This window comes from Sphingobacterium deserti, assembly GCF_000757725.1.
GTDB lineage: Bacteria > Bacteroidota > Bacteroidia > Sphingobacteriales > Sphingobacteriaceae > Sphingobacterium > Sphingobacterium deserti.
In genome coordinates this window covers 1-21,767 of record NZ_JJMU01000013.1, presented here as the reverse complement: position 1 = coordinate 21,767, position 21,767 = coordinate 1, and the positions used below count along the sequence as shown (strand labels likewise).

24 protein-coding genes are annotated in these 21,767 nt (G+C 41.4%); 12 read left to right on the top strand and 12 right to left on the bottom strand.

Features of this window, described 5'->3' with window-relative positions:
• Positions 1-49 precede the first annotated feature (49 nt).
• Complete coding sequence (locus DI53_RS04225) at positions 50-397, bottom strand: HesB/IscA family protein (protein WP_037495779.1); 348 nt, start codon at positions 395-397, stop codon at positions 50-52.
• A 386-nt stretch (positions 398-783) separates the two neighbouring features.
• On the opposite strand from DI53_RS04225, the gene glyA reads away from it, so the two are divergent.
• The 8 genes from glyA (at position 784) to purE (ending at position 8,259) form a co-directional block, all read left to right on the top strand.
• On the top strand, positions 784-2,055 hold the full coding sequence (glyA, locus tag DI53_RS04220; protein ID WP_037495777.1) for a serine hydroxymethyltransferase: 1,272 nt from the start codon (positions 784-786) through the stop codon (positions 2,053-2,055).
• Between the two features lie 296 nt (positions 2,056-2,351).
• Positions 2,352-2,942: an RNA polymerase sigma factor gene (locus tag DI53_RS04215; protein WP_037495775.1), complete on the top strand. Its 591-nt coding sequence runs from the start codon at positions 2,352-2,354 to the stop codon at positions 2,940-2,942.
• Positions 2,943-3,142: 200 nt separating this feature from the next.
• Positions 3,143-3,829, top strand: a complete 687-nt coding sequence (locus DI53_RS04210; RefSeq protein WP_037495774.1) for a zinc metallopeptidase — start codon at positions 3,143-3,145, stop codon at positions 3,827-3,829.
• A gap of 127 nt (positions 3,830-3,956) precedes the next feature.
• On the top strand, positions 3,957-5,300 hold the full coding sequence (gene ffh / locus DI53_RS04205) for a signal recognition particle protein (protein ID WP_037495765.1): 1,344 nt from the start codon (positions 3,957-3,959) through the stop codon (positions 5,298-5,300).
• Between the two features lie 180 nt (positions 5,301-5,480).
• Entirely contained in the window at positions 5,481-6,074 is a 594-nt protein-coding gene (locus DI53_RS04200) for an NADH-quinone oxidoreductase subunit A (RefSeq protein WP_037495764.1), read from the top strand.
• 7 nt (positions 6,075-6,081) lie between these two features.
• Positions 6,082-6,588 (top strand): NADH-quinone oxidoreductase subunit B, encoded by a 507-nt coding sequence (locus DI53_RS04195; protein ID WP_037495763.1) that lies wholly within the window; start codon positions 6,082-6,084, stop codon positions 6,586-6,588.
• Positions 6,589-6,603: 15 nt separating this feature from the next.
• Positions 6,604-7,746 (top strand): 5-(carboxyamino)imidazole ribonucleotide synthase, encoded by a 1,143-nt coding sequence (locus DI53_RS04190; RefSeq protein ID WP_037495762.1) that lies wholly within the window; start codon positions 6,604-6,606, stop codon positions 7,744-7,746.
• Positions 7,747-7,749: 3 nt separating this feature from the next.
• Complete coding sequence (purE, locus tag DI53_RS04185) at positions 7,750-8,259, top strand: 5-(carboxyamino)imidazole ribonucleotide mutase (protein WP_037495760.1); 510 nt, start codon at positions 7,750-7,752, stop codon at positions 8,257-8,259.
• A gap of 32 nt (positions 8,260-8,291) precedes the next feature.
• On the opposite strand, the gene DI53_RS04180 is transcribed toward purE, so the two are convergent.
• From DI53_RS04180 to bshA, 4 genes are all read right to left on the bottom strand, one after another.
• Positions 8,292-9,266, bottom strand: coding sequence for a sugar phosphate isomerase/epimerase family protein (locus DI53_RS04180; protein WP_037495758.1), 975 nt, complete (start codon positions 9,264-9,266; stop codon positions 8,292-8,294).
• A gap of 103 nt (positions 9,267-9,369) precedes the next feature.
• A complete protein-coding gene (gene frr, locus DI53_RS04175; protein ID WP_037495756.1) occupies positions 9,370-9,933 on the bottom strand; it encodes a ribosome recycling factor in 564 nt (187 codons plus the stop codon).
• Between the two features lie 27 nt (positions 9,934-9,960).
• Positions 9,961-10,665: a UMP kinase gene (pyrH, locus tag DI53_RS04170; RefSeq protein ID WP_037495753.1), complete on the bottom strand. Its 705-nt coding sequence runs from the start codon at positions 10,663-10,665 to the stop codon at positions 9,961-9,963.
• 66 nt (positions 10,666-10,731) lie between these two features.
• Positions 10,732-11,868, bottom strand: a complete 1,137-nt coding sequence (gene bshA / locus DI53_RS04165; protein WP_037495749.1) for an N-acetyl-alpha-D-glucosaminyl L-malate synthase BshA — start codon at positions 11,866-11,868, stop codon at positions 10,732-10,734.
• Positions 11,869-12,052: 184 nt separating this feature from the next.
• Between bshA and arfB the strand changes: the two genes are divergently transcribed.
• The 4 genes from arfB to DI53_RS04145 all read left to right on the top strand — a co-directional run bounded on the left by arfB (position 12,053) and on the right by DI53_RS04145 (position 15,620).
• The gene (gene arfB / locus DI53_RS04160) at positions 12,053-12,463 is read left to right on the top strand and encodes an alternative ribosome rescue aminoacyl-tRNA hydrolase ArfB (RefSeq protein ID WP_193790628.1); all 411 of its coding nucleotides are present in this window, start codon (positions 12,053-12,055) and stop codon (positions 12,461-12,463) included.
• A gap of 135 nt (positions 12,464-12,598) precedes the next feature.
• Complete coding sequence (locus DI53_RS04155) at positions 12,599-12,967, top strand: BlaI/MecI/CopY family transcriptional regulator (RefSeq protein ID WP_037495746.1); 369 nt, start codon at positions 12,599-12,601, stop codon at positions 12,965-12,967.
• Positions 12,968-12,997: 30 nt separating this feature from the next.
• The gene (locus DI53_RS20605) at positions 12,998-14,689 is read left to right on the top strand and encodes a M56 family metallopeptidase (RefSeq protein ID WP_037495744.1); all 1,692 of its coding nucleotides are present in this window, start codon (positions 12,998-13,000) and stop codon (positions 14,687-14,689) included.
• Positions 14,690-14,786: 97 nt separating this feature from the next.
• Positions 14,787-15,620: a hypothetical protein gene (locus DI53_RS04145; RefSeq protein WP_131555170.1), complete on the top strand. Its 834-nt coding sequence runs from the start codon at positions 14,787-14,789 to the stop codon at positions 15,618-15,620.
• Between the two features lie 59 nt (positions 15,621-15,679).
• On the opposite strand, the gene DI53_RS04140 is transcribed toward DI53_RS04145, so the two are convergent.
• From DI53_RS04140 to accB, 7 genes are all read right to left on the bottom strand, one after another.
• Positions 15,680-15,952 (bottom strand): chaperone modulator CbpM, encoded by a 273-nt coding sequence (locus tag DI53_RS04140; RefSeq protein WP_037495738.1) that lies wholly within the window; start codon positions 15,950-15,952, stop codon positions 15,680-15,682.
• A 3-nt stretch (positions 15,953-15,955) separates the two neighbouring features.
• Entirely contained in the window at positions 15,956-16,870 is a 915-nt protein-coding gene (locus tag DI53_RS04135; RefSeq protein ID WP_037495735.1) for a DnaJ C-terminal domain-containing protein, read from the bottom strand.
• 156 nt (positions 16,871-17,026) lie between these two features.
• Complete coding sequence (locus DI53_RS04130) at positions 17,027-18,598, bottom strand: M28 family peptidase (protein WP_037495733.1); 1,572 nt, start codon at positions 18,596-18,598, stop codon at positions 17,027-17,029.
• 12 nt (positions 18,599-18,610) lie between these two features.
• Positions 18,611-19,048 (bottom strand): ribose 5-phosphate isomerase B, encoded by a 438-nt coding sequence (gene rpiB / locus DI53_RS04125; protein WP_037495731.1) that lies wholly within the window; start codon positions 19,046-19,048, stop codon positions 18,611-18,613.
• A gap of 10 nt (positions 19,049-19,058) precedes the next feature.
• Complete coding sequence (gene tatC / locus DI53_RS04120) at positions 19,059-19,928, bottom strand: twin-arginine translocase subunit TatC (RefSeq protein ID WP_037495726.1); 870 nt, start codon at positions 19,926-19,928, stop codon at positions 19,059-19,061.
• A gap of 81 nt (positions 19,929-20,009) precedes the next feature.
• Positions 20,010-21,371: an acetyl-CoA carboxylase biotin carboxylase subunit gene (gene accC / locus DI53_RS04115; RefSeq protein ID WP_037495724.1), complete on the bottom strand. Its 1,362-nt coding sequence runs from the start codon at positions 21,369-21,371 to the stop codon at positions 20,010-20,012.
• A gap of 67 nt (positions 21,372-21,438) precedes the next feature.
• Positions 21,439-21,767, bottom strand: a 329-nt coding sequence (gene accB / locus DI53_RS04110; RefSeq protein WP_037495721.1) for an acetyl-CoA carboxylase biotin carboxyl carrier protein, incomplete at its 5' end; no start/stop codon positions are given.

Sequence of the window (21,767 nt, the reverse complement as noted above, 5' to 3'; positions counted from 1 at the left end):
GACGTCAAAAGAACGAGGACCCGCAGGTCCCCGTTTTTAAAATCATTGGTTACGAAGAAAATGAACTTCCGCAGCCACAAGTGCTTGTTGCGTTCGGATTGTTAAAGGTGAAACCGCGCGAGTCTAAACCATTTTTGAAGTCTATTTCCATGCCTGCAAGATAAAGGCCGTGCGCTTTGTTCATGAAAATACGGATCCCTTCGATGGAGTATTCGCTATCGCCGTCTTTCATTTGATCAAAGCCTAAAATGTAACTCATGCCTGAACATCCGCCACCTTCAACACCCACACGCAGGCCAAAGTCTGCGCCAATCTCTTGCTGATCGATCAGTTTTTTCAATTCATTAACAGCTCCTTGGGTTAAGCTTACGGGAGCTGTAGCAGTTGCTGTTGTCATATCTGTATTATTCAAAATTTACCTTACTTGAGAAGCAAATTTACATAATTTTAAACAGATTCTCCGTGGACTCGCATTTTTGACACTAATAAAACATTGGATTCCAACGGCGCGATGTGTTTTAAATGATCATGATGAATGATGCTCGCTATCCATGTTAAACGCTAATTGTCCACCTCCTGTCGGATTTATGAGTCTACTTAGAACAATTGAACTTTAGCGTATCACACAATGGCGAGTGAAACTGTCGCTATCGATTAAGAATTTTCCGAAGTTTTAGCGATCATGAAGATATGCCAAGTTCTTATAAATATTATTGTTGGATTTATATTATATTTGCAACGCATTTAGAAGTTTAATAAAATTTACTCTTTAAGAATAAAATAATGGAAAGAGATCAGGTCGTTTTTAACCTAATAGCTGATGAGCTAAAACGCCAGGAAGAGGGTGTTGAATTAATCGCTTCGGAGAATTTTGTCAGTAAACAAGTGATGGAAGCTGCAGGCTCTGTTTTAACCAATAAATATGCTGAAGGCTTACCAGGCAAACGTTACTATGGCGGATGTGAGGTTGTTGACGAGATAGAAACTATCGCTATCGATCGCGCGAAAAAGCTGTTTGGTGCAAGTTGGGTAAATGTGCAGCCGCACTCTGGTGCGCAGGCTAATGCTGCCGTATTCTTAGCAATCTTGAAACCTGGTGATAAAATCTTAGGTTTTGATTTATCGCACGGTGGTCACTTAACTCATGGTTCACCGGCAAATTTCTCTGGTAAACTTTATGAGCCATTGTTTTACGGTGTTAAAGAAGATACAGGTCTTATCGATTATGAGAAGCTTGAAGAAATCGCGCTACAGGAGAAACCGAAGGTAATTATCTGTGGTGCTTCCGCTTATTCACGTGATTGGGATTATGCACGTATCCGTAAAGTGGCCGATGAAATCGGGGCGCTTGTGGTAGCCGATATTTCTCATCCTGCGGGTTTGATAGCACGCGGCTTGTTAAGTGATCCGCTTCCTCATTGTCATATCGTTACTACCACAACACATAAGACGCTGCGCGGCCCTCGTGGAGGTATGATTATGGTTGGCAAAGATTTCGAGAATCCTTGGGGTATAAAAACTCCGAAAGGCGAAGTTCGTACGATCACACAGTTATTAGATCTAGCTGTTTTTCCAGGTACACAAGGTGGTCCTCTGGAACACACTATCGCGGCGAAAGCCATCGCATATAATGAAGCGTTATCCGATGAGTATTTAACATATATTCAACAAGTGAAGAAAAACGCAGCGGCTTTAGCACAGTTTTTTGTTGAAAAAGACTATAACATTATTTCAGGGGGTACTGATAACCATTTGATGTTGGTGGATTTGCGCAACAAAGATATCTCTGGTAAAGAAGCAGAAGCTGTATTGGGTAAAGCTGGTATCACTACGAATAAGAACATGGTGCCATTTGATACGCGCTCTCCATTTGTAACTTCAGGCGTTCGTTTTGGTACGGCAGCGATTACAACTCGCGGCGTGAAGGAAAACGAAATTATACAGATTGGGGAGTTTATTCATGAGGCTTTAGCTAGTCGTGCAAATGATGCGGCGCTTTCCGCTATACATAATAAAGTGAAGTCGTTGATGGCAGCGTTTCCGCTTTACAAATAAACTATCGATTTTTACATTATTTAAGCCCTACAGTTATACGCTGTAGGGCTTTTTTATTCCATACAAAATCCTCAATACCTTCATTTATTTTTCTTTTCGCTAAACATTGCATCTGCAAAGGCGTTTTAAATTTGTGTAACAGGAATGTAGTAGAATGTGAATAAATGTTAAATATCGATTTGCAAATTTGAATCTTCGTATTTTTTCAGTTGATTTGGATTATAATCAAAAAAAAGGATAGCCTATAAAACACTTTACTCTTAAAATTAATTCAAACTAAATCTGGGAGATTTATTATGAAAGCTTTAAAAGAAAAAAGTGATCTGGAACTCATTCAAGCATATGTAGCGGGGGAGGAAGCGGGGATCGAGGTCTTGCTGAATAGATATAAAACTAAGGTATATACATCCATCTATCTTCAAGTTAAAGATGAATATCTAGCTGAAGATATTTTTCAGGAAACCTTTATCAAGGTAATCAATACATTAAAGTCTGGTCGGTATAATGACGAAGGTAAATTTTTACCTTGGGTCGTACGTATTGCCCAAAACATGGTCATAGACCATTTTAGAAAAGCAAAAAGAAGCCCAACGGTAGTCAGTAGCGATGGCTATGATATCTTCGGCGTTTTGGAGTTTGCTGATGAAAGTGCAGAATCCAAGTTGATGCTTAATCAACGAAATGTGGATCTACGGAAGATCATTCAACGGCTTCCAGATGATCAAAAAGAAGTACTTATTATGCGGCATTTCTGTGATATGAGCTTTAAGGAAATAGCAGACATTACTGAAGTGAGTATCAACACTGCGCTAGGAAGAATGCGTTACGCGCTGAACAACTTGCGGAAGATGATCGAGGAACATAATATGATGATGAACTTGGGGTAGTCGTATATCCTTTCAAAATACCGACTTGCCATTCCGTCTTCTCGGAATGGCTTTTTCAGAAATATTGGCATGTTATGCAAAGCTATTTCTGTTTTGTACTGCCATAATGAAAGCTTTTTCCTATATTTAATTCATTTTCGGTCTGTGGAATGCTGTTTGATAGACTGATATAGTTAGTGATAGATAAAAATATTTAAGGTATGTATTGGATTATATTTATTGGTATTGCGTTGATCAGTTGGATCGTGCAGTCGAGGTTTAAAAATAAGTTTAAAAAATATTCGGAGTTTCCGCTTTCCTCAGGTTTATCTGGAGCGGAAGTAGCGCAAAAAATGTTGAACGAAAACGGTATTTACGATGTGCAGATCCTTGTTGCTAATGAAGGTCAATTGTCTGACCACTATAACCCAAGCAACAAAACCGTGAACTTAAGTCCGGAGGTCTATCATGGCAGAAGTGTTGCTGCCGCTGCTGTAGCTTCTCACGAATGTGGCCATGCTGTACAACATGCTACGGCTTACTCTTGGTTACAGTTTCGTTCAGCTATGGTGCCCGTAGTGAGCATCGCTTCCCGTTTGACATCTTGGGTTCTTATGGCTGGTGTTTTGCTTATGGCGTTTATGAATAACCCTTATATCTTAGCCATTGGCGTAGGTGCGTTATTTTTAACAACGTTGTTTTCATTCATCACCTTACCGGTGGAGTTTGATGCGTCAAACCGCGCTTTAGCATGGTTGGATAAAGCTAATGTGACGCATTCGCGTGAAGAACATGATGGCGCGAAAGATGCATTAAAGTGGGCTGCCATGACTTATGTAGTTGCTGCGTTATCAGCACTCGTAACATTATTATACTACGCGTATATCCTTTTTGGAAGAAGAGATTAATAAAGCAGAAGCTATCAAATAAGAAATGCGACGCCCAATGTGTCGCATTTTTTATGGTTGTAAATGTATGGTAGCTTCGACAGTATTTTGTAACTTTGGCACTTAGCATACTTAAGACGATAAATACATGTTTCAGAATTTACAGGATAAACTGGATAGGGCCTTTAAAGTATTAAAGGGACAAGGAAGTATTACTGAAATAAACGTCGCGGAGACGATGAAAGAAATTCGCAAGGCACTCTTGGATGCCGATGTGAATTATAAGACTGCGAAAACATTCACCGATGACGTTAAGCAGAAGGCTTTGGGCGAGAATGTTTTGACTAGCATTTCTCCAGGTCAATTACTAACCAAAATCATGAATGATGAGCTTACTACGCTGATGGGTGGTACAGTGACCGAGTTGGAAGTAACAAAAACGCCAACCATCATTTTGATAGCCGGTTTAAACGGAGCGGGTAAAACTACATTCTCAGGAAAATTAGCTAATTATCTTCGGGAGAAGAAAGGTAAAAAGCCGTTGTTGGTTGCCGGTGACGTATACCGTCCTGCGGCGATTGACCAGCTTCAGGTACTCGGCGGGCAGGTTAATGTTCCGGTGTATGTTAACCGGGAGTCTACCGACCCGATAGCTATTGCGCGGGAAGGTGTTGAAGAAGCGAAGAGAAACGGGCAGAACGTTGTGATCATTGATACCGCGGGTCGTTTGGCTATCGATGAAGCGTTGATGAAGGAAATTTCGGCTGTGAAAGAAGCCACGCAACCGCATGAAATCCTTTTTGTGGTAGATTCTATGACAGGCCAGGATGCGGTCAATACGGCCAAGGCATTTAACGACCGGTTGGATTTCACGGGCGTAGTGCTTACAAAACTGGACGGTGACACACGTGGCGGAGCGGCCTTATCTATTAAGTCTGTTGTTAACAAGCCGATAAAATTTATTGGTACTGGCGAAAAGATGGAAGCATTAGATGTTTTCTATCCAGATCGAATGGCGTCTCGTATACTTGGTATGGGGGATGTGGTCTCTTTAGTAGAACGCGCACAACAACAATTCGATGAAAAGCAGGCCGCAGAACTTCAGAAGAAAATCCGGAAAAATAAGTTTGATTTCAATGACTTTAAAAGCCAAATCCAACAGATTAAGAAGATGGGTAATATGAAGGATTTGATGGGGATGATTCCAGGAGTCGGCAAAGCAATAAAGGACGTTGAAATTGATGATAATGCTTTTAAACCTATTGAGGCGATCATTGATTCTATGACTCCATTTGAGCGTGAAAATCCAGATGCTATCGATACAAAAAGACGTTTGCGCATTGCGAAAGGTTCAGGTACCGATATCAACGAGGTTAATAAGTTAATGAAGCAATTTGCTGATATGCGTAAGGTGATGAAGCAAATGTCTAATCCGGGTATGGCCGCTAAAATGATGCGTAATATGCCTCAAATGCCCGGAAAGCCTTTTTAAAAAAGGTCAAGACCAGTTACAAAAAACACAAGAGGGAAGCTTAGCTTTCCTCTTGTGTTTTTTGTAAAAGCGGCATTGGCGAGAGACGATTCCACGCTAATCGTCAGGAAGGGCTGCACAAGGTTTTATTTTTGCAGATGTTTACCTAATTTTACCGTTAATATTTATTAATTTTGCTTCATGGATGATCCCGCGCAGCTTTCGGAATATGGAAAGATACTATTGATTGCCCTAGTAGGTATTCTGTTGGTATGCGCAACTATTCTTTTAGCGAAAGCGCTTTCTCCTAAACACCCAAATCCTGTCAAGCTTAGTACGTACGAATGTGGGGAAGAGTCTCTAGGAAGTTCTTGGGTTCAAATTAATTCCCGTTTTTACGTTATCGCGCTTGTTTTCCTTCTTTTTGATGTGGAACTAATTTTTGTGTTTCCTTGGGCTACTGTCTTCGGTAACCGAGATCTGGCTATGGCTGATGCCCGCTGGGGATGGTTTACATTGATAGAGATGGGTATTTTTCTGGGTATACTACTAATAGGACTTGTATATGTTTGGAAAAGGGGGGATATCTCTTGGGTACGGCCTAAGCATCAGACGCCGAGAGTGGATATTGGTATTCCAATGACTGCTTACGATCTGCTTAATGAAAAGGTCTACGAGGTACGCGAACCTGCAGGTCAAGAAGCAGTAGCAGCAGATCGTCCTGAAGATAATGGTGTAAAACCGGGTGCGAAAGCGTCATTGGGCTTTAAACCTAAGTTTAAAAAATCAAATTAAGTACACTATGAGTTCGCCTCAAGGACAAATACAAAGTGGGGGAGTGGTTGTTGCGAAGATAGATGATCTGCTCAATTGGGCGCGTCTCTCATCCATGTGGCCCGTTAGTTTCGGTATCGCATGTTGTGCTATTGAAATGATGGGGGCTATGGCTGCTACATATGATTTAGATCGCTTGGGTGTGTTTCCACGGCCTTCGCCAAGACAGTCTGACGTGATGATCATTGCGGGAACTGTGACTTTTAAAATGGCTGATCGTATAAAGAAGCTGTACGAACAAATGCCGGAACCCAAATATGTAATTTCTATGGGCTCTTGTTCGAACTGCGGAGGTCCATATTGGCAACATGGTTACCATGTGGTGAAAGGCGTTGATAAGATTATTCCTGTAGACGTATATGTGCAGGGATGTCCGCCACGCCCGGAAGCACTAATCGGCGCATTTTTGGAACTTCAAAAGAAGATAGAAACGGAAAGTATTTTACAGGATCAATATTTTCCAACGAATATATAATATAGTACAATTATTATGGCAAAAGATTTTTATGGTGAGTTGCAGTTAGGTATTCTTGGCGGTGGGCAGCTTGGCCGTATGCTCATTCAGGAAGCAATTAATTACAATGTGAACGTACACGTTTTGGATCCTGACAAAAACGCGCCATGCCGTAAATTATGTAATCGTTTTGAATGCGGGTCGTTAAGTGATTTCGATACGGTTTATAACTTCGGAAAGGAGTTAGATATGATCACGATCGAAATTGAAAAGGTAAATGTTGATGCTTTAGAAAAGCTCGAGGATGAAGGCGTATTGGTATATCCGCAGTCTCGCGTTATTCGACTTATACAAGACAAAGGAATGCAAAAGCAGTTTTTCAAACAAAACGACATTCCCACGGCGCCATTCCAACTTATATCTTCAAAAGAGAATCTCTACGAAAGTACAATAGCTTTGCCATACATCCAGAAGCTTAGACGCGATGGTTATGATGGGAAGGGTGTGAAACGAATTAATGGCGTGCATGATATCGAAGAAGCATTTACGCAGCCATCACTAGTTGAAGAGCTTGTTGATTTTGAAAAGGAAATTGCCGTTATCGTGGCAAGAAATGATCGAGGAGACGTGTCTACCTTTCCTTTAGTGGAGATGGAGTTCAATCCCGAAGCAAACTTGGTGGAATTCCTTATTTCCCCGTCCATTTTGCCGTTTGAAATACAAACACAAGCTGAGGATATTGCGCGGAAAATTGCTGGCGATTTACAAATAGTGGGGCTTTTGGCCGTTGAAATGTTCCTGACCAAAGAAGGACAAATTTTAGTCAATGAACTTGCACCTCGCCCGCACAATAGCGGTCACCAGACTATCGAAGGCAATATCACCTCGCAGTTTGCGCAACATCTTCGTGCTATTTTCAATCTCCCGTTAGGATCAACTGCTGCACGATCTACTGCCGTGATGATCAATTTGCTGGGCGAAGCGAAATACGAAGGTTTGGCGAAATATGATGGGGTGGAGGAAGTATTGGCTGTAGATGGTGTTTTCGTACACCTTTATGGTAAAAAATACACCAAGCCTTTCCGTAAAATGGGGCATGTTTGTATCATCAATGATGATCGAGAGACAGCTGTAAAAAATGCCAGATGGGTGCAGGAAACATTGAAAGTTAAAGCGTAACGTATGAGTATGGAAAATACTGCCTTAGTAGGCATAATCATGGGAAGCAAATCAGACCTTCCTGTAATGCAAGATGCAATAAATATCTTGAAAAAGTTTGCTGTGCCTTTTGAGGTCTCAATTGTCTCAGCACATCGCACACCAGAGCGTATGTTTGATTACGCAAAATCTGCCGCCGCGCGTGGCCTTAAGGTAATTGTCGCGGGCGCCGGCGGCGCAGCGCACCTTCCCGGAATGGTCGCATCTATTACGCATCTCCCGGTCATCGGCGTGCCCGTGAAGTCAAGCAATTCTATCGACGGTTGGGATTCTGTACTGTCTATTCTGCAAATGCCAAATGGTATACCGGTAGCGACTGTCGCGCTTAATGCTGCAAAGAATGCTGGTATACTGGCTGCACAAATCCTAGCAACATCTTCCGAACCTATTGCCGAACGCGTGCTGGCGTATAAAGAAGAGTTGCGTCAAGCAGTGGAGACGAATGCGCAGGAGGTAGAGACAACAATATTCTAAGAAAATAGAGAGCCTATTCCGGCTCTCTATTTTTATTTGGTCAAAAATTTCTGTACGTAATCAAAGCTTTTCTTAATACTCTCAAACTTGTTTGGCATATAGATGTCGTCTTGTTCAACAAAGGCATATTTCAATCCTGCTTTGTCTGCATAGCTCGCAATATTAACAAAGTCTATAGCGCCGGTTCCTACTTCCGTATATCGAATTTCTTTCATGATATCCATAAAACCTGCCTTATCATATTTTTCGCCAATAACCGGAGCAGTATAGCTTTTGTCCATATCCTTTAGGTGCCACATCGTGAAGCGGCCCGGATACTTTTCGAAGTAAGATTGCGCAGTATAACCCGCTTTTTCAATCCAGTATAGATCTAGCTCAAAATCTACAAGTTCTGGGTCTGTAAAAGCTATCAATATATCCAAACCCTTTGTGCCATTTGGCAGGCTCCGGAATTCCCAAAAGTGGTTATGATAACCTACCTTAAGTCCTGCCTTTTTAGCCATTTCGCCGGCCTTATTAAGCTGCTCAGCTGCAAATTGATAGTCTGCAACAGACAAGCTGTTTATATCATCCATTGGTGTAACAGGAGCGATGATATAGCTTTGCCCTAAACTATGGGCTATCTCTATATATTTCTCGATATTTTCCTTTTCAGTTTGTGTACGGCTGAGATATTTAGACATATCATAGTGACCGCTATGGGTTTTGAGTCCGTCATCATCCAAAACTTTTTTTAATTCGGGAACTGATAGGTTCCAAAATTTCGAAGCTTCCGCATCAACGCCAAACGTCTCCACGTGTCTGTATCCTATCTTTCCAATGGTTTCCAACGTCTTTATCGGATCCTCACTCATCATATCTCGAAGGGAATACAATTGAATGCCCAGATCATGGAATGGTCCGCTTCCCAACTTGCTATTCTGGCACGAGAAAAGGTAGGGGCTAAGGATGGCGGCAGATACGCCTAGGCCAGCCTGTTTCAAGAATGTTCTTCTGCTGTTCTCCATTTTGTTTGAATTGTAATTGAAAAGGAAAGTTAATCAAAAAACCAAAACGAAAAAAGGATTCTGTACATCAGAATCCTTTTTATATGCTTCAGGTTATTTAACCCTATACTGTCATGATATCTTTTTCTTTCAATTCAGACAACTGATCAACTTTTACGATAAAGCTATCCGTCAATTTCTGAACTTCTGCTTCGCCTGTTTTTATTTCATCTTCAGAAGCACCATCATTTTTAAGTTTTTTGATAGACTCGTTAGCATCTTTACGGATGTTCCGGATAGTGATACGTCCTTTTTCTGCTTCCTCTTTTGCTTTCTTAACCAGTTCGCGACGTCTTTCCTCTGTAAGTACGGGAACAACAAGGCGAATGATGGAGCCGTCATTTTGAGGATTCAAACCAAGGTTCGATTCCATGATTGCTTTTTCAATTGTTGAAATGATATTTTTTTCCCATGGTTGAATGACAATAGTTCTCGCATCCGTAGTATTAACATTACTTACTTGCGAAAGCGGCGTCATGCTACCATAATAATCGATGGATATACCGTCTAGCATAGAGGGCGAAGCTTTTCCAGCTCTGATTTTTGATAACTCAGTTTCTGTATGAGCCACAGCTTTTCCCATGCTCTCCTTACAGTCATCTAGTTCCAAGGAAATTAGTTCGTTCATATCTTTTGTGTTTCTTTTTCGATCTTTTTAACTTACAATAGTACCGATATTCGCACCTTCAGCCAGCTTCCTTAAGTTTCCGGCTTTGTTCATATCAAACACGATTATAGGTAGATTATTTTCTTGACAAAGCGTAAATGCTGTCATGTCCATTACGTTAAGACCTTTCGCATATACCTCTTGAAATGAAATCTTATCGTAACGTTTAGCGGTAGGATCTTTCTCGGGATCGGCTGTATATATTCCGTCTACGCGAGTTCCTTTCAATACGGCATCCGCATTGATCTCTATAGCGCGCAACGAAGCGGCTGTATCTGTTGTGAAATAAGGGTTTCCGGTTCCGGCACCGAAGATCACAATTCTTCCTTTCTCCAGGTGTCTAACAGCCCTGCGGCGAATAAAGGGTTCGCAAATCTGCTCCATTTTTATAGCCGTTAGCAATCGTGTTTTCAAGCCAACCTTTTCCAACGCATCCTGAAGGGCCATACTATTGATTACTGTTGCGAGCATCCCCATGTAATCCGCCTGCACCCGATCCATGCCAGCCTTTTCCGCGCTTAACCCGCGGTAGATGTTGCCTCCGCCGATGACGATTGCAATTTCCAACCCTTGAGCATGTATTTCTTTGATGTCGTTAGCGTATTGCATCACACGGTTGATGTCGATGCCGTAACTTTGTTCGCCCATTAAGGCTTCGCCACTAAGTTTAAGTAAGATACGTTTATATTTCATGATTGTTTTTTTGGAGCATTCCCAAAAGCCAAAGATAAAACTTTTTTTTTGCCGTAGGCGATTAACTTAGCCTTTTTTCGAGCGTGAAATTACTTCTTCGTAGTATTTTTCGTACAGAGGAAGTATTCTTGATAAGTCAAATTCCTGCGCTCGTGCAAATGCCGCATTTTTGAAGGTCTGAAGCCGATCGCAATCTTCTAAAATATGGATAGCATGTTTGGCCATATCATCGACATCGCCTATATCGCTCAAAAAGCCGCTCTCGCCTTGTACATTGAGCTCGGGAAGGCCTCCTGTATTAGAAGATATCACCGGTACGTGGCAAGCCATGGCTTCCAAAGCTGCTAAGCCGAAGCTCTCCGATGATGAGGGCATCAAAAATAAATCCGAAACAGATAATATTTCTTCAATGGCGTCTTGCTTTCCTAAAAAACGAACATCTTGACTAACGCCTAATTCACGTGCTAAGTCTTCCGTATTGTGCCGCTCGGGACCATCGCCCACCATCAACAGCTTACTCGGTATAACATCATTGACTTTTTTGAATATACGCACTACATCCTGCGTGTTTTTTACCTTGCGGAAGTTAGAGGTGTGGGTAATTACGCGTTCGTTTCCGGGGGCTATGGCGCGCTTAAAATGCTCTTTGCTTTTATTGTGAAAACGAGAGAAGTCAATGAAATTAGGAATCACTTGGATATCGCGTTCGATATTAAAGTATTCTAGCGTTTGCTCTTTCAAATTTTCCGAAACGGTAGTTACCCCATCCGATTGGTTTATCGAGAAGGTCACGACCGGACTAAAGCTTTTGTCTTTCCCCACCAAGGTAATATCCGTTCCGTGCAGGGTAGTCACTACGGGAATGTCTATGCCATACGTAGCTAGGATTTGCTTTGCTAAATAGGCTACCGAAGCATGTGGAATGGCATAATGCACATGCAGCAGATCTAACTTTTCGAATTTTACCACATCGACAAGTTTACTGGCTAGCGCCGACTCATAAGGAGAGAAATCAAATAGCGGATATTGCGCCATCGATACCTCGTGGTAATATAAATTCTCTGAGAAAAAGTCTAAACGGGCAGGTTGAGAGTAGGTTATAAAATGTATTTCGTGACCATTGGAAGCTAGTGCCTTTCCCAGCTCCGTGGCTACGACACCGCTTCCTCCAAAGGTAGGATAGCATACGATACCGATTTTCATGCGAATAGTTTGTTTTTAATCACGTAGATTATGTAATATTTTTATCAGGAAACAGTTTTGGATGTAAAACGAATATGGACAGTACAATGTCTATATTATATCCTGCATCTAATTAACCGCGTAAATATAAGGATGGTTTTATAATTGTTTTGCAATAATTTAGTGGCTCATTTAAGAGGTTTTTATGTCAATAGATCATACATCATTAATCAAGGAAGTTATCTTTAATACCTCACGCTCCGGCGGTGCGGGAGGGCAACATGTCAACAAAGTGGAGTCGAAAGTATCCTTGCATTGGAATCCATTTTCATCGAAAGTAATCACCGAAGACCAACGTGAGCGACTAAAGCATAAACTCGCTAATAGACTCAGCAAGGATGGGTTTATGCAATTGGATGCCTCGGATACGCGAAGTCAAATAAAAAACAAGGAAATCGTGATAGCGCGATTCCTGACATTGATAGAGCAAGCACTAAAAACAGAAAAGAAACGCGTTCCCACACGCGTTCCCAAATCAGAAATTTTAAATCGATTAGACCGTAAAAAAAGAAATGCACTGAAAAAATCCTCACGAGGTAAAATAGATTTGGATTGATCTGTGTCCTGATATACAATGGTTTGTGTGATAGTTTTTTTAAAACTAAAAATATAGTTGTAAAACTAATTGTTTAGTTGTAAGTTTGGTTTATAGTTTAATAGAGATGCTGCTGTCTCATAAATACAAAAAACCATGGATGAACTAAAAGAACTTACAAAGGCCGAAGAGCAGATCATGCAAGAGTTGTGGGAGCTAAGGGGGGGATTTGTCAAAGATGTGATTGCGAACTTATCCGATCCGAAGCCGGCTTACAATACCGTATCGACTATTTTGCGGATTCTAGAAAATAAAGGTTTCGTAGCGCACGAGTCATTTGGCAAGAGCCACCGCTATTTTCCAAAAATTAGCAAAGAAGATTACAAGAAATTAATTACTGGAAAACTGCTGCATAATTATTTCGGCAATTCCGCGACGAGCATGCTTTCTTTCTTTTTAGAGGAGAAAAAGATGGATGTGAATGAATTGGACGAGATCATGCAGATTATCAATAAAAATAGATAAGGAGTAACCACCTTTATAAACATCGATATTATGATTTATTTAATCCTAGTGAATTTAACGCTGGTCTTGTGTTATACACTATACAGCACCTTCTTGAAAAACTTGACATTTTTTCAGCTAAATAGACTCTATCTTTTGGCAGCGGTAGTCGTGTCGCTGCTTATTCCTATCGGTTTGTTTATTGAACTTCCTCGTACCCGCATGATGGAAGAAACTCTTCCTGCTATTGACTTAAATTTGCTTTTAGAGGAAGAACTATTACTTGGTGAAGGTAAACAAAGTGCAATATCTATGCGGGACTTACTGCAGAAGGTATATTGGTCGGGATGCTTTTTTGCATTAGCGTGGCTTTGTTTTCGCTGCATACGGGTCTTCACGATTATACGAAGCGGCAAGAATTCCTTCAGCTTTGCATTTTTCAAGAAGATAGTGCTAGGTGAGAAAGCTCGGGATAACCATGTCATTGAGGATCATGAGCAAATACACGCGAGCCAAGGCCATAGTTATGACCTCGTCTTTGTAGAACTTGTGCGTGTGTTTAATTGGTTCAATCCGGTATTTCACTATTATCTAAAAGAATTAAAATTCCAGCACGAGTGTATCGCGGACGCGCAATGCTCTATCGATCGAGTTGCTTATGCCGAGCTTCTTGTCTCGCAAGCTATGCAGGTTGAGCATACGCATTTTCTTCACGAATTTTCCAAAAAATCATTTTTAAAAAATAGAATTGCTATGTTATTTAAAGATAGATCGAACAGGAAGTATAAGTTTCTATACTTCTCTATAATGCCGGTATTTGGTTTGACCATTTTATCCACTTTGGTATTTAACAGTACGAATGCGAGAAGCATCGTCCGCGATATAGAAGATAAAGTGGAGAGCACTACACTTGCTAGCCTCAAAGAGGCCAATTTTGAATCATTTTATGAGGCTGTCGATACAGCTACAGCAGCGAGTAATGGGGTATACCTGCAGGAAGATTCGGTATACACCCATCCGCAGGAAAAGCCAAAAGCAATTGATAACCGATCAATCAACGTCTTGATCGATGAATGGGCGAACTCGAGTGCGGCAAAAGGGTCTAGGAAGCAGCCTGTTATATTTACTTTTTTAGTTGAAAAAGATGGCACTGTAAGCCGGGCTTTCGCAACAACAAAAGAGGACGGAAATAAAATGGAATTGCCTGCTCAACAATTGACAACAAGCCGTTGGACTCCGGCAAAACACGAAGGAAAATTGGTTCGTTCCTGGGCTACTGTTTATGCATCTTTTGATAGCGGTAAGGATGATAAGCTCACAGCAAAAGCTATGTTATTCGAGAGTACGTCAAATTATACGGAAGAACAGCGCGATAGCGTAAGAGCGAAAGCAGCAAGCAAAGATGAAGAAAATAAGGTTTTTACTGCGGTTGAAGTGAATCCGGAACCAGTAGGAGGACTTGCTACGTTCAGGAAATGGATAGGCGATAATTACCAGTACCCACAAGGTGCTATAGACGCGGCTGTGAAGGGGCAAATCGTGGTGTCTTTTATCGTAGAAGCCGACGGAGCACTCAGTAATCTTAAAATTATTAAAGATTTGGGGCATGGCACGGGAGAGGCTGTTTTGGATGTTTTACAAAAAGCAGCAAATTGGCGTCCGGCTATTCAAAATGGAAGAAAGGTGCGTGTGGCCTACACACTACCTGTTACATTGGACTTGCAGGCAGATACAAAAAAATAGCTGCTAGTAAATGTATCACATTTTAAGCTATCTCAATCACTTCATGTGGCTTGTGCAACGTTATCGGTTGCACAGGCTTACTACCTTGCTTGCTTTTATGAAAATTTTCATCGTCTTTTTTCTTCTGATTGGTATGGTATCTTGCACAAACTACCGTTTTGCAAAAAAAGGCCATTTCATAGATGGTGTAGATGAGTATTTCAACTTAGATCAACAGATTAATGTCTGGCTTTACATGGACTATCTTGCCTACAATGGAAATACAGGCCTTCGTATGGACAGCCTTTATCCGAAAGATCGAGAAATCTTTGATCTCGTTGGCTTAAAGGGGAAAGGGGGGCAGATTCTCTTTACCGCTAAGCCGAAAAACAGATTGAATTATCATTTAGCCGTTTTGAAACATAGGCGGAGTGATTTCGATTACAGTAGTTATGCAAGATTCGACGGTAAAAGTGCACATTACTTCTATAAAGATTTTGAGTACGATTTCTTGGTCATTCGCCATGTGATTATACCATATGATGGCAAGCGATTGATAAGCATGGTGTATTATGTGGATAAAGACAAGCATGCTAGCGATGGTTTCAAAATGTTAAACTATCTGGCAGACATTAATGCACAAGAACTGCAATTAAAAGAACCATTTCGTAACTATTGGCAGGTATCAGATTGTTTAGATAACAACAAGTTATCGCTGACGTTCAAAATCAGGCAAAATCTAACCAAGAAGGAAAAATTCGTGTACTTGAAAATGTATACGTTGTATGAAAATAATAAAGGGATTTCTTACGCGAAGATTCTGACAAGGAAAGATCCGGACTCCTTGTCCTTATCTTTATGTCCTAATAGCTACGCCATTGAGTACCGCAATGGACACGACGAGTTATTGCATATAGACACGCTTCATATAGCGGATGGACGGGATCATTGATGCGCTTACGCGTCTTTTCCTGATAACATGGATCCTGTCCGGTAGCTTATCGCATCAAATTAAGAGCTTTTCAACTGTTCGATCTCACTTTGCAATTGTTGAATTTTTGACAATAGGTGGCTGGCGACTTCAATACCCTGCATATTTAGTTCCAACTCATAATGCCAGGATGCGAATTGCTCGAGTAATAACAGCTGTTCTTCGTCGATGAATTCAATATCTTTCTCTGTGATCAGTTGAATTAATCCGCTATAGGATAGATCACGAATAAACTGTATTTCTATCTGGTGCGAGGTGCATACATCGTAAATTTTTATCCAAGTTCGTTCCATAACCTATTTTTTTAATGCAGCAAGTTGTTTAAATAGTTCAATTTCTTCGCTAGACAGGTTGGTTGGCAAATTCACCTGTAAGCTGATAAATAGATCGCCAAATTCACCATCTTTTTTATATACGGGAAAGCCCTTGCCTTTCAGCCGGATTGTTGTCCCATTTTTTGTCTCGGGCATAACCTTGACTTTTATTTTGCCCGAAAAGGTGTCAACGAGTAATTCGCCACCTAGTAGCATGGTGTAAAGATCAACACCCTTTGTTTCATACAAATCGTTGCCTTTTCGTTGCACGGCCTGATCTGGTTTTATATCAAATTGTATAAATAGGTCTCCATTCGGCCCTCCATTTACGCCCTCACCGCCCTGGCCTTTAAGTCGAATTTTTTGTCCATTTTCGACACCAGCTGGGATTGTTATCCGAATATTTTTTCCATTAATATTGAAGGTTTGCTGCTGTGTCGTGTATGCTTGTTGTAAGGTCAGTTCTAAAACAGAGTTGTAATCATTACCGCGGAATTTTGTTTGCCTTCCGCCACCTGATCTGCTGCCAAACATCTGTTCAAAAAAATCAGAGAATTCACCAGAGTCATAATTGCCGTTGTAGCCACCGAAGTCATAGCCTTCGAATGGATTTCCAGCGGCACCGCCACGCTGTTGATTGCCTTGCTGTCGCGCTTGTTCGTATGCATCGCTATGCTTCCAGTTTTCGCCATATTGATCATATTTTTTACGCTTATCAGGATCTGTTAAAACCTCATTGGCTTCATTTATTTCCTGAAACTTTTGCTTCGCCGCATCGTCATTTGGGTTCATATCGGGATGATATTTTCGAGCTAGCTTTCGATAGGCTTTCTTAATATCATCTGCAGAAGCTCCTTTTTCTATGCCCAATACCTGGTAATAATCTACGAATGCCATACTGATCTTTTTATATGCTTTACAAACAATCTGTGGCAGAGATTGTTCGCGAAGAACGACAAAACAGCGATGTTTTAAAAAAAAATCCCATCGGCTAAGACGGGATCTTGTGTGTTATATGTAGCTCGACATAACGAACTTATAAATGATGTTCTCTTACTCTTTATTGCTATCCACGACGAGTCGGGCATCACGGTTGGCGACTTCCCACGCTGTATGGAATACCAGCTTTTCTCGTTTCACCATCATGGGGAAATCTATCTTATCAACCGTATCATCTGGCGTATGGTAATGCGGGTGTAACCCCGAGAAATAAAACGTTACAGGAATGCCGTGCTTTGCGAAATTGTATTGGTCGGATCTGTAGTATATACGCATAGGATCTTTAGGATCGTCATACATATAGTCAATTTCCATTTTCGTATACAGCTCGTTTGATTTTTTATTGATTTGATACAATTCCGAGCTTAGTTTATCTGAGCCGATTACGTGAATGTAATTGTGGTTACCATTGAGGTGTTTGTCGTCTATTCGGCCAATCATATCCATATTTAAACATGTAACCGTGCTAGACAACGGAAAAATCGGGTTTTCAGAATAAAACTGAGATCCTAAAAGACCTTTCTCTTCAGCGGCGAATCCGATGAAAAGAATACTTCGGCGAGGGCCTTTTCCATCTTTCTTTGCTTGCGTAAATGCTTTAGCCAATTCCAAAACTCCGACTGTGCCTGAGCCATTATCATCTGCTCCTGGATAGATTGTACCATCAGGTAAGATGCCGTCATGGTCATAGTGGCCGGAAATGACAACAATTTCGTCTTTCAAATCTGTTCCTTCCAATAATCCCAATACATTAGGATCAGAAAAGTTTTCTTTCGTTGCGCCCATATTAGCCACGAATTTCGAAGAAATCTTAAAGCTGCGGGGTTTCTTCTTCAGCGCGTCAACGTTGGTTTTCTTTTTAGCTAGTATCCCATTTGCAATTTCCGCTGTAATGTTAACAACGGGCGCTGTTTGCTTTACTTTTTTTTCAGCCGTAATGGCATCTTTGCTATCGAGGGCAAATCGTCCTGCGGTGATACGACTACCAAAGCGTTCAATCATTTGCGGTACCGTACTGCTGTAAGCCAAAATCATTTTTGGATTATGCTTAGCGAGCTCTTGGATGCGCTTCAATCGACTGGTGGACCATTCTGATTTTTTCGCTGTCCCCGTTAACAAGGAATTTCCGTTAGCGTCGGTAGGCTCATCCTCATTGATCACAAGGACTACCTTATCGCGGATGTCTATCCCATTCAGATCATTATGCTTCGCATCTTGAATTCCAAAACCTACGCATATCACTTCTGCAGCATTAAAATTAGCGAGAGGGTTATCTCCTTGCACGTAGAAATCTTTGCCATTTTCGTAGCTTTTTCCATCCAAAGTGAATGTTTTCACAACGTAGGATGAGCGGACGAGTTTTAGCGGCTGAAAATAACCACCATTGACGGGCGGTTTCAATCCGAAGGATTTAAATTGTTCAGCAAGATATTGTGCTGTCTTTTCGCCTCCTTTTTGGCCAGTCCCTCGTCCTTCGAAGGCCGGCGAAGCCAGTAAAGTAAGCTGTGTTTTTGCTGATTGTTCCGTTAGCAGATCGGCGTACTTCAGTTGTACAGGATCCTGTGCAACCACGCAGCTATGTAGCGCTTGTAAAAGAACGAAAACCTTGATCCAATTTTTTAACATATCAATATACGGTTAGCTGCAAGCAATTTTGTTTACGCGAGTAGCATGTCTTCCCGCTTCAAATTCGGTTGTCACGAAAGTATCTACTATTTTTTTTGCCAGTTCGATATCGATAAAACGTGCTGGGATGCAAATAACGTTAGCATTGTTATGTTGGCGAGCTAATGCAGCAATCTCATTCTGCCATGCTATTGCAGCGCGAATGCCCTGGTGTTTGTTAGCCGTAATCGCTACACCGTTTGCACTACCGCAAATTAAAACGCCCAGTTCCGCTTTACCCTCTTCCACATTTGAAGCAACTGGATGAGCGAAGTCAGGGTAGTCGACAGAATCTGCTGTTGCAGGTCCGAAGTCCTCCACCTCATAACCCGCTGCTTTCAAAAAGTCTATAAGTGCCGTTTTATATTCAAACCCCGCGTGATCGCTTCCTATTGCAATTTTTTTTGACATGATATACTTATTATTGATTGTAAAATTTCTTTTCCGCTTGTAGCTTTTTCTTTTTAACGTCTGCAGACACCATAATACTCAGTTCATACAACAAGAACATTGGCGCACTAACCGTTAATAGTGTAATGACATCTGCTGTTGGTGTGATAATGGCAGCAATGATCAAGATAATAACAGTAGCATAGCGTCTGCTAGCGCGCATAAATTCTGGTGTCATTAATCCAATTTTTGATAGGATAAATACCAAAATTGGTAGTAGAAAAACCACTCCACAACCTAGTGTGAGCGTTGCTATGGTTGATAGATAGGAATCTATCGTAATTTGATTCGTTATTTCTTCACTGAGTGATACGTTTGCCAAGAAATTTACAGACAGAGGAACGACGATGTAATAGCCAAATAAAGCTCCTAGAATAAAAAGGATAGAGGCGTATACAACAAAGCCTTGAGCTGATTTACGTTCGATGTCGGTCAGCGCAGGTTTCACAAATAGCCACACTTCGAAAAGCAAGTACGGAAACCCCAAGGCCAGTGCCATCAACAGACAGGAGTTTATTTGCAACATAAACTGGCCTGCTAATTCCGTATTGATGATATTGAACGGAATTTTTTGTACGCAAAACCCATCTAGATTTAACAAATCCCCAACTTTACACATCATGCGGTATGTCCAAAAATCTAAGTTTTTTGGGCCCATAATGATGTCGTTGAATACGAAGTCGTAGAATGAGAAAGATAAAATAGCAAAAACGGCTATCGCGATTACAGAACGGATAATATGCCAGCGTAGTACTTCCAGATGGTCAAAAAATGACATTTCGGCTTCGAGGCTTTTTCCCTTATCTTTTATAGCTTTGATTAGATCGTTTGATTTCGACATCGTAAAATTTTAATTCCGGTAGAAACAAAAATACCATTCTTATTGATAAGAATGGTATTTTATGATTATGTAAACAAAATATTATTCAATTTCATCTTCAGGATACTCTGTTAAGTCAAAAGTCTCCATAAACTTTGTAGTAAAATTACCTGCTCTGAAATTAGGGTCGCGCATCAAGCGGATGTGCAGCGGGATTGTCGTTTTAATACCTTCAATAACAAATTCGCTCAAAGCCCTCTCCATGGTGTTAATGGCTTCCTCTCTCGTCTGTGCTACGGTGATCAATTTCGCGATCATCGAGTCATAGTTGGGAGGAATGGTATAGCCCGCATAAACGTGCGTATCCACACGAACACCATGCCCGCCTGGTGAGTGAAAATTGGTGATTTTCCCAGGTGATGGGCGGAAGTTATTAAAAGGATCTTCTGCGTTGATACGACATTCTATCGCGTGCATAGTAGGCTCGTAGCTTTTGCCGGAAATTGGAATGCCCGCAGCTACTTTGATCTGTTCTTTGATTAAGTCGAAGTTGATTACCTCTTCGGTAACAGGGTGCTCTACCTGTATACGTGTATTCATTTCCATGAAATAGAAGTTGCGGTGCTTATCAACCAAAAATTCGATTGTTCCAGCGCCTTCGTAATTCACAGCTTGCGCACCTTTAATAGCTGCTTCGCCCATTTTAGCGCGAAGCTCTGGTGTAATAAAAGGGGAGGGAGCCTCTTCGACCAATTTCTGATGACGACGTTGAATAGAGCAGTCGCGTTCAGAAAGGTGGCAAACTTTGCCATATTGATCGCCGATAACTTGGATTTCAATGTGGCGAGGTTCCTCAACAAATTTCTCCAGGTAGATCCCATCGTTTCCGAAAGCAGCAGCTGCTTCCTGACGAGCGGAATCCCAGTTTGGTTCAAACTCTTCATCTTTCCAGATAATACGCATGCCACGGCCACCACCGCCTGCTGTTGCTTTTATAATAACGGGATACCCAATTTCTCCGGCAAGTTTAATCCCTGTTTTTACGTCGGGTATTAATCCAGCAGAGCCAGGTACTGTTGGAACCCCGGCTTTCTTCATAGTGTCTTTAGCCGAGGCCTTGTCGCCCATTTTCTCTATCTGTTCGGCTGTTGCACCAATAAATTTGATGCCATATTCTGTACAGATAGCAGAGAATTTAGCATTCTCCGATAAGAATCCATATCCAGGGTGGATAGCATCCGCATTTGTTAGCTCGGCAGCCGAAATAATGTTGTGGATGTTTAGATACGAATCTTTACTGGCAGGAGGGCCAATACAAACTGCTTCGTCGGCAAAGCGCACGTGTAAGCTGTCCCGGTCAGCCGTAGAATATACAGCGACACTCTTGATACCCATTTCGCGGCATGTGCGAATGATACGAAGAGCTATTTCTCCTCTATTTGCTATTAATATTTTTTTAAACATAGATAAATAACGTTGTAACTGTATGCGAATATTCGCGGTGAATTATGTTCCCAAATCGGAAACACAATTAACTAGGATCGACCAAGAAAAGAGGTTGATCAAATTCTACAGGCTGCGCATCATTTACTAAGATTTTCACGATTTTACCTGAAACTTCAGACTCGATTTCGTTAAATAGTTTCATCGCTTCCACAATACATAAAACCTTTCCTGGAGCAATTTCGTCACCCACATTTGCGAACAAAGGTTTTTCCGGACCTGCTGCCCGGTAAAACGTACCAATCATCGGAGATTTAATTGTAATTAAATTGGACGATTCCTGCGTAGGAGTGGCAGGTGCAGATGGCGTAGCCGTTGTAGAAACTGGCTGTGGAGCAGCGGCAGCAGCCTGTACCG

Coding starts and splice junctions, on each gene's coding strand:
- DI53_RS04225 (WP_037495779.1), bottom strand. CDS start 397: ATGACAACAGCAACTGCTACAGCTCCCGTAAGCTTAACCCAAGGAGCT.
- glyA (WP_037495777.1), top strand. CDS start 784: ATGGAAAGAGATCAGGTCGTTTTTAACCTAATAGCTGATGAGCTAAAA.
- DI53_RS04215 (WP_037495775.1), top strand. CDS start 2,352: ATGAAAGCTTTAAAAGAAAAAAGTGATCTGGAACTCATTCAAGCATAT.
- DI53_RS04210 (WP_037495774.1), top strand. CDS start 3,143: ATGTATTGGATTATATTTATTGGTATTGCGTTGATCAGTTGGATCGTG.
- ffh (WP_037495765.1), top strand. CDS start 3,957: ATGTTTCAGAATTTACAGGATAAACTGGATAGGGCCTTTAAAGTATTA.
- DI53_RS04200 (WP_037495764.1), top strand. CDS start 5,481: ATGGATGATCCCGCGCAGCTTTCGGAATATGGAAAGATACTATTGATT.
- DI53_RS04195 (WP_037495763.1), top strand. CDS start 6,082: ATGAGTTCGCCTCAAGGACAAATACAAAGTGGGGGAGTGGTTGTTGCG.
- DI53_RS04190 (WP_037495762.1), top strand. CDS start 6,604: ATGGCAAAAGATTTTTATGGTGAGTTGCAGTTAGGTATTCTTGGCGGT.
- purE (WP_037495760.1), top strand. CDS start 7,750: ATGAGTATGGAAAATACTGCCTTAGTAGGCATAATCATGGGAAGCAAA.
- DI53_RS04180 (WP_037495758.1), bottom strand. CDS start 9,266: ATGGAGAACAGCAGAAGAACATTCTTGAAACAGGCTGGCCTAGGCGTA.
- frr (WP_037495756.1), bottom strand. CDS start 9,933: ATGAACGAACTAATTTCCTTGGAACTAGATGACTGTAAGGAGAGCATG.
- pyrH (WP_037495753.1), bottom strand. CDS start 10,665: ATGAAATATAAACGTATCTTACTTAAACTTAGTGGCGAAGCCTTAATG.
- bshA (WP_037495749.1), bottom strand. CDS start 11,868: ATGAAAATCGGTATCGTATGCTATCCTACCTTTGGAGGAAGCGGTGTC.
- arfB (WP_193790628.1), top strand. CDS start 12,053: ATGTCAATAGATCATACATCATTAATCAAGGAAGTTATCTTTAATACC.
- DI53_RS04155 (WP_037495746.1), top strand. CDS start 12,599: ATGGATGAACTAAAAGAACTTACAAAGGCCGAAGAGCAGATCATGCAA.
- DI53_RS20605 (WP_037495744.1), top strand. CDS start 12,998: ATGATTTATTTAATCCTAGTGAATTTAACGCTGGTCTTGTGTTATACA.
- DI53_RS04145 (WP_131555170.1), top strand. CDS start 14,787: ATGAAAATTTTCATCGTCTTTTTTCTTCTGATTGGTATGGTATCTTGC.
- DI53_RS04140 (WP_037495738.1), bottom strand. CDS start 15,952: ATGGAACGAACTTGGATAAAAATTTACGATGTATGCACCTCGCACCAG.
- DI53_RS04135 (WP_037495735.1), bottom strand. CDS start 16,870: ATGGCATTCGTAGATTATTACCAGGTATTGGGCATAGAAAAAGGAGCT.
- DI53_RS04130 (WP_037495733.1), bottom strand. CDS start 18,598: ATGTTAAAAAATTGGATCAAGGTTTTCGTTCTTTTACAAGCGCTACAT.
- rpiB (WP_037495731.1), bottom strand. CDS start 19,048: ATGTCAAAAAAAATTGCAATAGGAAGCGATCACGCGGGGTTTGAATAT.
- tatC (WP_037495726.1), bottom strand. CDS start 19,928: ATGTCGAAATCAAACGATCTAATCAAAGCTATAAAAGATAAGGGAAAA.
- accC (WP_037495724.1), bottom strand. CDS start 21,371: ATGTTTAAAAAAATATTAATAGCAAATAGAGGAGAAATAGCTCTTCGT.